The following is a 9,019-nucleotide window of genomic DNA, read 5'->3' on the forward strand; positions in this document are numbered from 1 at the left end:
CCGACGACCCGCTCAGCCCCGGCCGGGGTGGTCCCCGGATCATCCCGACGCCGAAACCGCCCCGCAGCAAACTGGTACCCGGAATCCTCGTCGGACTGCTCGCCGGACTGGTGCTGTTCGGCTCGGCCGGGTACGTCGTCGGCACGAAGCGCGCCCCCAAGGCACCGGCCGCCCCGCAGCAGCCCGGCCCGCCCGCCGGGAACGGCACGCTCGGCGTGTACGAGCAGACCCAGCTCGCGGTCAACCGCGAGAAGTTCACCGGCGACCTGCGTACCTTCGCCGAGTCCTGGTTGCCCTACGTGGCCAGTTGCGTCCGCAACGGCCAGCCGTACGGGCCGCAGCTCGGCGACGGCGAGACCGTCCGGATCGCCTGCCAGTACGGCAGCGTGAACGTCAACTTCGTCCAGTTCGTCTCCACGCAGGAGCGCGACAAGGCCCGCGAGCGGCACATGCTCCAGCACTACGACGCCACCAAGCTGCTGCCCGGGGTCGCCGGCCCGGCCACGAAGCGCAGCACCTCCGGGCACGCCGAGGGCAACTACATCGAGTACGGCTTCAAGCTGGAGGACGGGCGGCTCTTCGCCGGCGTGTGGTGGGACGACACGAAGTCCCCGGTCAGCGGTTTCCTGGTGGCCAACTGGAACGACGGCCTCGACCAGAAGTGGGAACCGATGCGCGACGTCTGGCAGCGGTACAGCTGAGCGTCTCCGGGTGACGGGGGCACCGGGCCGCGCCTACTGCGGCTTGGTGTCCCAGCTGTGCACCCGTACGTAGTCGACAATCATCCGCTGTGGGAACCGGGTACGGTCGGCGGGCCGCCCGGCCCACTCGCCACCGACGGCGAGGTTGAGCACCAGGAAGAACGGCTGGTCGAAGACCCAACCCGCCGGGCCGGTGTGCTCCGGGGTCCGCCGGCCGTACCAGACCCCGTCGACGAAGAAGTTGATCGCCTCCGGTGTCCACCGCACCGTGAAGGTGTGGAAGTCGTCGGCGAAGGACCGCCCCTGCGGCAGCGAGAAGGTGGCGCCACCGGAGTGGCCGGGCGCGTGCACGCCACCGTGGACGGTGTCCACCGCCTCACCCGGGTGTTCGACGACGTCGATCTCGCCACAGTCCGGCCAGCCGGCGGTCCGGATGTCGTCGCCGAGCATCCAGAAGGCCGGGAGCAGACCCGCCTCCACCGGTAGCTTGATCCGGGCCTCGAACGTGCCGTAGAGCTGGCTGAACCGGCCGGCGGTACTCAACCGCGCCGAGGTGAACCGGCACGGCCCGTCCCGGCAGACCCGACTGCCGGAGTCGTCCCGCAGCGCGGTGATGACGAGGTTGCCCTGCCCGTCCAGGGCGACGTTCTCCGGGCTGTCGGTGTAGTACTGCAACTCTTCCCGGTTCCACTGCCCACCCCGGTCGTACCCCCACCGGTCCGGGTCGGGCGGGCTGCCCGCCGGACCGTCGAACTCGTCGGACCAGGTGAGTTGTCCGGGCAGGGCCACCGACGTGCTCTCCGGTGCGGCCGACGGCACCCCGGTGGCCACCGTGGACTGTGGCGCCGTGCCGCAGCCGGCCACGGTCAGACCGAGCAGCCCGGCGGTGAGCAGCACCAGGTGTCTGCGGCGGGTGGAGGCGGGCAGCCGCAACGTCTCGTTCCTTCCCCCGAACGGACCGGTCGTCGGGGTCCATCATCGCCTGCCCCGTCGCGGCCCGGTCAGCGCGGTGTCCGCCGGACCGGTGCCGTGGAAACGAACAGAGGACCTGTCCGGTGTCCGGACAGGTCCTCTGACCTGGTGGGCGATACTGGGTTTGAACCAGTGACCTCTTCCGTGTCAAGGAAGCGCGCTCCCACTGCGCCAATCGCCCTCGCAATGTTGCCGAGGTGGAGACGGGATTTGAACCCGTGTACACGGCTTTGCAGGCCGTTGCCTCGCCTCTCGGCCACTCCACCGAGGTTGCCCCCGCTATCGTGGCGGCATCTCCGAGCGGACGACGGGATTCGAACCCGCGACCCTCACCTTGGCAAGGTGATGCGCTACCAGCTGCGCTACGTCCGCTTGTCTCCGGCACTTCCCGGTGACAGGTGAGAACTTTAGCCGAGGCCCGATGCATGTGCCAAATCGGGGGTCCCCCGGCGCGCCGCCGGTGGCCAGGCACCCGCAGTGCCGGCGGACGACGTGAGCCAGGTGTCCGCGACCCCGTTTCCGGCGGACCGGACCCGCATTCCCGGCGGGGTCGATGGTGGGGACCTTCTTCCAGGCTGTCGAGCTGCGCCGGTTACGCATCGGGTTGGCCGGCCTCCGGAGGAGCACCACACCTCCCGTAGGCATCCTAGGAACCTGACCCCCTGCCCCGTCGCACCCGAATCCGGTCACGCACGCTGACCGGCAGCCTCGTACCGGGCGCCGTCGGGTCGAGACCGGGCACCGTCGGCGACAGCACGGATGGCGCAGCTCGACAGCGCGTTCCACCCCGTCACGGACGCGTACAGCCGGCGCCCGCCCGCCACCCACCGCTGACACCCGGGCCACCAGGGCGGGCAGGCGGGACGGGCAGACGGGGCGGCGCAGCCGGGCTGCGACGGGGACACCTGGGGCCTGGCAGACCTCAGCCTCCGATGACACCCACAAGTCTCCGAACCGGCAGGATCTCCGCTACCCACCTGATCCTGGTCAACAACCCACATGGTGTCTGATGTCCGACCATGCCGTAACCAATACCCCAGGGACGGTCACTCCCCGTACTCACGTGAATAGGTTACGGTAGCCGCGTGACGAGACGTGCGGCCGAGATCCGCCTGGATGCCCTGCTGCGCACCGCGTGTGACGTGATCGTGGAACGAGGTCTGGCCAACACCCGCACCGCGGATGTCGCCCAGGCCGCCGGGGTGAGTCAGGCGTTGGTCTTCTATCACTTCGCCACCAAGGAGCGACTGCTCGCGCAGGCGTTCGCGTACGCCGCCGAGCAGGATCTGGCCCGCCTGGACGCGGTGGCCCGGTCCAGCGCTCCCCCGCTGACCAAGCTGAAACGGCTGCTCAAGCTCTACGCGCACAGCAGTCGACCGGCGGCCTGGGCGATGCGGATCGACGGCTGGGCGGAGTCGTTGCGTACCCCCGAACTGGAGAAGGTCTCCCGCCGGCTCGACCTGCGACGACGCGAGGACCTGGCGGCGGTCATCGCGGCCGGGGTGGCCGACGGGAGTTTCGACTGCGCGGACCCGGCCGGGGCCGCCTGGCGGATCAACGCCATCCTCGACGGCCTGGCCGTGCAGCTCGCGGTGCACGAAAGGGTCATCTCGCGTCGACAGTTCGCCGAGTGGGTGCGCCTGACCACAGCCCGGGAACTCGGGCTGGACCCCGCCCAGTTGGACTGACGGCGCGGGCGTAACCGGCCGACCGGCGGGAAGAACCGCCCCATGGACCTGATCGAGACGTACCGGCGCAGCCTGACCGAGTTCACCGACCGGGTCGGCCAGGTGCGCCCCGAACAGTGGTCGGATCCGACCCCCTGCCCGGACTGGGACGTCCGCACCCTGGTCGGCCACGTGGTGGGCGAGGACCGCTGGGTGGTGCCGCTGCTCGCCGGGGAGACCATCGAGTCGGTCGGTGACCGGTTCGCCGGTGACCAGCTCGGCGCCGATCCGGCCGGGGCGGCGCGGGACGCGGTGGCACAGGCCGAGCAGGCGGTGGCCGCCCCCGGTGCGCTGGACCGCACCGTGCACCTCTCCGCCGGGGACACCCCGTCCCGGGAGTACGTCCAGCAGCTCGTCGCCGAGCACCTGATCCACGGCTGGGACCTCGCCGTGGCGATCGGCGCGGAACCCCGCCTGGATCCGGCGGCGGTCCAGGAGTGCGCGCGCTGGTTCACCGAGCGGGTCAGTGACTACCAGGAGGGCCACCTGGTCCGCCCCGGGGTGGACGTGGCGGCCGACGCGGACGAACAGGACCGGCTGATCGCCGCGTTCGGCCGGGACCCCGACTGGGCGCCGGGCGACTGACCGCTGACCGGGTGGGCGACCGACCCGCCGGTCAGCGGGCGACGCCGGCGTCTCCGAAATCCGCCCGTAGCCGGGCCAGCGCCCGGGGTGCGACGTTCGCCCGGCTCAGGTCGCCGTCGTAGTGGGCGAGCACCCGGTGGTCCATGACCCGTCGCCAGAGCGGCGGCACCAGCGCGCAGACCACCATGGTCGCGTACCCGGCGGGCAGTTGCGGGGATTCGTCGAAGGTGCGCAGGGCCTGGTACCGGCGCAGCGGGTTGGCGTGGTGGTCGCTGTGCCGCTGCAACTGGAAGAGGAAGATGTTGGTGACGGTGCGGTCGCTGTTCCAGCTGTGCCGGGGGTCCACCTTCTCGTACCGTCCGGCGGCGGTCCGCTGCCGGGCCAGCCCGTAGTGTTCGAGGTAGTTGACCACCTCCAGCAGGGAGAACCCGGCGACCGCCTGGAGCAGCAGGAACGGCAGTACCGCCGGACCGAAGGCGACGGTCAGCAGGGCGAACAGCAGGACCGTCATGGCCCAGGCGTTCAGGATGTCGTTGCGGTACGTCCACGGGCTGCGGCCCCGGAGCCGGAACCGGGCCGTCTCCAGCCGCCAGGCCGACCGCAGGCTGCCGAGCACGGTACGCGGCCAGAACGCCCAGAAACTCTCCCCCAGCCGGGCGCTGGCCGGGTCCTCCGGGGTGGCCACCCGGGTGTGGTGTCCCCGGTTGTGTTCGACGTAGAAGTGCCCGTACCCGGTCGGGGCGAGCGCCACCTTGCTCAGCCGGCGTTCCAGGCGCTCCCGTTTGTGACCGAGTTCGTGGGCGGTGTTGATGGCGATGCCGTTGACCACGCCCAGGGTCGCCACCAGCCCGGCCGTCCCGAGCGGCGACAGGTCGGCGGTGGTGAACAGGTGGCAGCCGAGCACCAGGGCGGCGTACTGCACGGGTAGGAAGAGGTAGGTGAGCCACCGGTAGTAGCCGTCGCGTTGCAGGGCGGGGACCGCCTCTTCGGGCGGGTTGTCCCGGTGGTCGCCGACCAGCAGGTCGACCACGGGGATCACCCCGAAGACCACCACCGGGGTCAGCCACCAGGCGCCGGCCGCGCCGGTGCCGCGCCAGGTGAGGTAGGCGAGGAACGGCAGCACCGGGACGAGCAGGGCGAGCGGCCAGAGTGCCCGGTGGGGGTCGCGCCAGCCGGGTGTCCCCCGGGTCGGGGCAGGGTCCACAGCCATAGCCGACCTCCGATCGCTCGTCGATGTCCCGAGCGTGGCACGCCCCCCTCGTTTTTACAAGGTCGATCTTTTTGTAAAGAGAACGCCGATGCCCCTGCGGGGCACCGCCCCGGGTGCGGGGGGCAGAATCCGGCAGGTGTCCGACATCGCCACGGCCTTCGTCCGCCTGCACGCCCGTCTCGCCCCGGTGGCCTTCGTCCCCGAGGTCCGCCTGCACCAGGCGGACGAACCGATCGGCCTGTGGGAGCTGACCGAGGGCGAGTTCCGCAGCGAGCAGCCCCCGCCGTTCTGGGCGTTCGCCTGGGCCGGCGGTCAGGCGCTGGCCCGGTACCTGGTCGACCACCCCGAGGTGGTCGCCGGTCGGCGGGTCCTCGACCTCGCCTCCGGGTCCGGGCTGGTCGCCATCGCCGCCGCCCGGACCGGCGCGGCGTCGGTCCGGGCCGTCGAGATCGACCCCCGGGCGGTCGCGGCCGTCGCACTGAACGCCGACGCCAACGGGGTACGCGTCGACGCGGAACTGGCCGACCTGCTCGACGGCGACGCCGGGGACGCCGACCTGGTCCTCGCCGGGGACGTCTTCTACAGCGAGGCGATGGCCAACCGGGTGCTGCGGTTCCTGCTGCGGGCCGCCCGCAGCGGGGCGCGGGTGCTGGTCGGCGATCCCGGCCGGGCCTTCCTGCCCCGCAACCGGTTCACCGAACTGGCCGCCTACGACGTCCCGGTCCCGCCGGCGCTGGAGAGCGTACGGGTGAAGCGGACCACCGTGTGGGAGTTGGTCGCCGGCCCCGGCCGGGCCGCTGGGTAGCCTGGCCGCCGTGCTCTTCACCAGTTGGCGCGGCCCCGTCGCGGACCCGTGGCCGGACCTGGCCACCGTCACCGACCACCTCGGGGTACCGCACCTGGTGGTGACCCGGCACGCACTGGTCCGGCAGGTACTGGCCGACCCGGTGACCTGGCGGCCGGAGAACGCCCTGGACGCGGTCACCCCCATCCCGGTGGCCGCGCTGCGGGTACTGGCCGGACACCGGTTCCGGTTGCCGCCCACCCTGGCCAACAACGGCGGCGCCAGTCACCCCCGGATCCGGGCCATCGTCGCCGAGGCGCTGCACCCGGCCCGGGTCGCCGCGCAGCAGCCCTGGCTGACCGGGTTGGTCCGGGCGCGGGTCGACCGGCTCGCCGCCGCCCTCGACGCCGGGGAGCCCGTCGACCTGTACGCCGACCTCGCCGCCGACCTGCCGCTGCGGGTACTGGCCCGGATGGTGGAGCTGCCGGCGACGCAGACCGCGACGGTGAAGGAGTTCTCCCGGGCCGCACTGGAGCTGTTCTGGGCACCCCTGGACCACGACCGGCAGGTCACCCTCGCGGCGACCGTCGGGCGCTTCCACCGGGTACTGCGGGACTTCGCGGCGACCGGTGGGGGTCTGGCCGCGCGGCTGCGCGCCGACGGGCACCCGGTCGACGTGGTGGTCGGCGCGTTGTTCTTCCTGCTGGTCGCCGGTCAGGAGACCACCTCGCAGTTCCTCACCCTGCTGCTGCACCGGTTGACCGGTGAACCGGCGGTCCTGGCCGGCCTGCGGGCCGGTACCGTGCCGGTCGCCGACGTGGTGGAGGAGGGGCTGCGGCTGGAACCACCGATCGTGACCTGGCGCCGGGTGGCCGCGGTGGACACCACGCTGGCCGGTACCCCGGTGCCGGCCGGGACTCCCGTGGTGCTCTGGCTGGCCCGCGCCGGCCGCGATCCGGCGGTGGTGGCCGACCCGGCGGCGTTCCGCCCGGGACAGCCCGGCTCCCGCCGGCACCTGGCCTTCGGCGCCGGGGCGCACCGGTGCGTGGGGGCGCAACTGTCCCGGATGGAGGCGGCCGTGGTGGTCACCGAGGCGGCCCCGCTGCTCACCGACGCGGTCGTGGTACGCCCACCGTGGTGCCCGGACAACCTCTCCTTCCGGATGCCCGACGCCTTCGTGATCCGGCGGGACCGGGGCCGGGGCGGCAACCCGGCCTGATCCGGCACCCGGCCCGGTCACACCTGGGCGATCTCGTTCACCTTCGCGGTGACCTCGATGGTCTTGGCGGTCTTCCCGTGGGCGTTGGTCACGGTCAGCCGGTAGGTGTGCCGCTGGGTGTCCCCCGGTGACCCGGAGCAGGGGAAGTTGATCGTCTCGGTGCCGGTGGGCGGGTAGTTGTCGCCGTAGACGCCCGGCCCGTCCACCGACAGGGCCACGGTGTCCACGTTGGTCACCTTCCACTCCAGCACCACCGGGGTACCCGGGATCGGGTTCAGGTTCGTGCCGGCCGGGCAGGAGGGCTGCTGGCGTACCCGGAAGTAGCTGATCATCGGGCCGTTCGGAGCGGCGCTCGACGGCTTCGGCGCCGGTTGCCCACCGGAGTTGCCGGTACCGCCGGTGCCGGTGCCACCGGAACTGCCGGTGCCCCCGGTGGTCGGTTCGGCGGTCGGGCCGCCGCCGTCGCCGACCCGGCTGTCGAACGACGGCGCGGGTGCCGACCCGCCGGAGCTGGAAGGGCCGGTGACGACGGTACAGCCGGTCACGGCGAGCAGGCCGCCGACGGCGATGGCAACGGCACGGGGCAGGACTGGGACACGCATGGTCGCTCCTCGCCAGACGGGACCGCCGGCACGCACCGGACGGTACGTGTCACACGGTAGAGATCCCCGTCATCCCCCGAATCCTGGATTCGTGCCACTCACTGCACGTCCTCCGCCCAGGCCCGCCAGTCGTCGAGCACGCCGTACAACGCCGGGGTGAGCCAGCCGGGCGCGGACCGGCGGAACACCCCCGGGTCCATCCGACCGGCCCCGTCGGGCAGCGCGCCCCTCAGGTGCGGGACCAGTTCGCTGAGGTTGGCCCAGTGCACCAGTTCGGGTTCGGCGGGCCAGGCGCCGAGCACCACGCCGGCCGGTACCGCCCGGCGGTCCAGGGCCTCCAGGGTCAGCGCGGTGTGGTTGAGCGTGCCCAGACCGGCCCGGGCGACGACGACGGCCGGCGCGCCGAGCGACACGGCCAGGTCGGCCAGGGTCCAGGGCTCCCCGGACGGCCGCAACCCCATCGGTACCAGCAGGCCGCCGGCCCCTTCGACGAGTACCAGATCGTGTTTGTCGGCTTCGGCGCGGACCTCGTCGACGACCGTGTACAGCTCCAGCGGGGGCAGCCCGGCGACCCGGGCCGCGGTGAGCGGGGCGAGCGGCTCGGGGAAGCTGGCCAGGGTGCGGGTGGTGGTGGGTGCGGCCAGCCGCTCCACGGTGTCCGCGTCGGCCGGCTCCCCGGTGGCCGTACCGGTCTGGCCGGGTTTGACCACCGCGACCCGCAGCCCGGCGGCCTGGGCCGCCGCCGCGACCGCCGCTGTGACGATGGTCTTGCCCACCCCGGTGTCGGTACCGGTGACCAGGACCGGGCCCCGCCACGCCGGGGCGCTCACGGCGCACACTCCACGATCACGTCCAACGCCCGTTCGAAGTCCATCCGTGCCACTCCCGCACTGATCGTCAGCCGCAACCGGGACCGGGTGTCCGGGGTGGACGGCGGCCGGAAACAGCCCACCGCCACGCCCCGGGCCCGGCAGTCGGCCGCCCAGCTCACCGCCGCCTCCGGTCCGGGCGCGGTCACCGACACCACCGCCGCCGACGGGGTGGAGACCGGCAACCCGGCCGCGCGGAACCGGGCCACCGCCAGGGCGGCCCGTCCGGCCAGTTCGTCGCGCAGCGGATCACCCTCCCGTGCCAGGCCGGTCGCCGCCAGCACCCCGGCTGCCACCGCCGGCGGCAGCGCGGTGTCGAAGATGAAGGTACGACCGGTGTCCACCAGGTG

At 72.8% G+C, this 9,019-nt stretch carries 9 protein-coding genes, 3 tRNA genes and 1 pseudogene; 5 read left to right on the forward strand and 8 right to left on the reverse strand.

Annotated features, from left to right (window positions below):
• Positions 1-701, forward strand: a pseudogene (locus GSF22_RS26210) (hypothetical protein); the annotation flags it as partial.
• A 33-nt stretch (positions 702-734) separates the two neighbouring features.
• Here GSF22_RS26210 and GSF22_RS26215 read toward each other — a convergent pair.
• The 4 genes from GSF22_RS26215 to GSF22_RS26230 form a co-directional block, all read right to left on the reverse strand.
• Positions 735-1,634: a glycoside hydrolase family 16 protein gene (locus GSF22_RS26215; RefSeq protein WP_208816405.1), complete on the reverse strand. Its 900-nt coding sequence runs from the start codon at positions 1,632-1,634 to the stop codon at positions 735-737.
• Between the two features lie 145 nt (positions 1,635-1,779).
• Positions 1,780-1,854, reverse strand: a tRNA-Val gene (locus GSF22_RS26220).
• Between the two features lie 14 nt (positions 1,855-1,868).
• Positions 1,869-1,939: transfer RNA gene (locus tag GSF22_RS26225), tRNA-Cys, on the reverse strand.
• Positions 1,940-1,972: 33 nt separating this feature from the next.
• Positions 1,973-2,045 (reverse strand) — tRNA-Gly (locus GSF22_RS26230).
• Between the two features lie 713 nt (positions 2,046-2,758).
• Here GSF22_RS26230 and GSF22_RS26235 point away from each other — a divergent pair.
• Together GSF22_RS26235 and GSF22_RS26240 are read left to right on the forward strand one after the other, a co-directional pair.
• The gene (locus GSF22_RS26235) at positions 2,759-3,361 is read left to right on the forward strand and encodes a TetR/AcrR family transcriptional regulator (RefSeq protein WP_208816406.1); all 603 of its coding nucleotides are present in this window, start codon (positions 2,759-2,761) and stop codon (positions 3,359-3,361) included.
• Between the two features lie 42 nt (positions 3,362-3,403).
• Positions 3,404-3,985, forward strand: a complete 582-nt coding sequence (locus tag GSF22_RS26240) for a TIGR03086 family metal-binding protein (protein ID WP_208816407.1) — start codon at positions 3,404-3,406, stop codon at positions 3,983-3,985.
• A 31-nt stretch (positions 3,986-4,016) separates the two neighbouring features.
• Here GSF22_RS26240 and GSF22_RS26245 read toward each other — a convergent pair whose 3' ends face one another.
• Positions 4,017-5,195 carry an alkane 1-monooxygenase gene (locus GSF22_RS26245; protein ID WP_208816408.1) on the reverse strand — a complete coding sequence of 393 codons (1,179 nt, stop codon included), beginning with the start codon at positions 5,193-5,195 and terminating at the stop codon, positions 4,017-4,019.
• Between the two features lie 136 nt (positions 5,196-5,331).
• On the opposite strand from GSF22_RS26245, the gene GSF22_RS26250 reads away from it, so the two are divergent.
• Positions 5,332-6,000, forward strand: a complete 669-nt coding sequence (locus tag GSF22_RS26250; protein WP_208816409.1) for a class I SAM-dependent methyltransferase — start codon at positions 5,332-5,334, stop codon at positions 5,998-6,000.
• Between the two features lies 1 nt (position 6,001).
• Positions 6,002-7,198 (forward strand): cytochrome P450, encoded by a 1,197-nt coding sequence (locus tag GSF22_RS26255; RefSeq protein WP_208816413.1) that lies wholly within the window; start codon positions 6,002-6,004, stop codon positions 7,196-7,198.
• 17 nt (positions 7,199-7,215) lie between these two features.
• Here GSF22_RS26255 and GSF22_RS26260 read toward each other — a convergent pair whose 3' ends face one another.
• The 3 genes from GSF22_RS26260 to GSF22_RS26270 all read right to left on the reverse strand — a co-directional run.
• Positions 7,216-7,800, reverse strand: a complete 585-nt coding sequence (locus tag GSF22_RS26260) for a hypothetical protein (protein WP_208816410.1) — start codon at positions 7,798-7,800, stop codon at positions 7,216-7,218.
• Between the two features lie 98 nt (positions 7,801-7,898).
• Positions 7,899-8,639, reverse strand: coding sequence for a dethiobiotin synthase (gene bioD, locus GSF22_RS26265; protein WP_208816411.1), 741 nt, complete (start codon positions 8,637-8,639; stop codon positions 7,899-7,901).
• On the reverse strand, positions 8,627-9,019 hold a 393-nt coding region (locus tag GSF22_RS26270; protein WP_208816412.1), incomplete at its 5' end, for an aminotransferase class I/II-fold pyridoxal phosphate-dependent enzyme. The genes bioD and GSF22_RS26270, both read right to left, overlap by 13 nt.

It is taken from the genome of Micromonospora echinofusca (assembly GCF_017614955.1).
In the GTDB taxonomy this organism is placed as follows: domain Bacteria; phylum Actinomycetota; class Actinomycetes; order Mycobacteriales; family Micromonosporaceae; genus Micromonospora; species Micromonospora echinofusca_A.

Bases quoted from the DNA above. Each gene is read 5' to 3' on its own strand.
- GSF22_RS26240 (WP_208816407.1), top strand. From the start codon at position 3,404: ATGGACCTGATCGAGACGTACCGGCGCAGCCTGACCGAGTTCACCGAC.
- GSF22_RS26245 (WP_208816408.1), bottom strand. From the start codon at position 5,195: ATGGCTGTGGACCCTGCCCCGACCCGGGGGACACCCGGCTGGCGCGAC.
- GSF22_RS26260 (WP_208816410.1), bottom strand. From the start codon at position 7,800: ATGCGTGTCCCAGTCCTGCCCCGTGCCGTTGCCATCGCCGTCGGCGGC.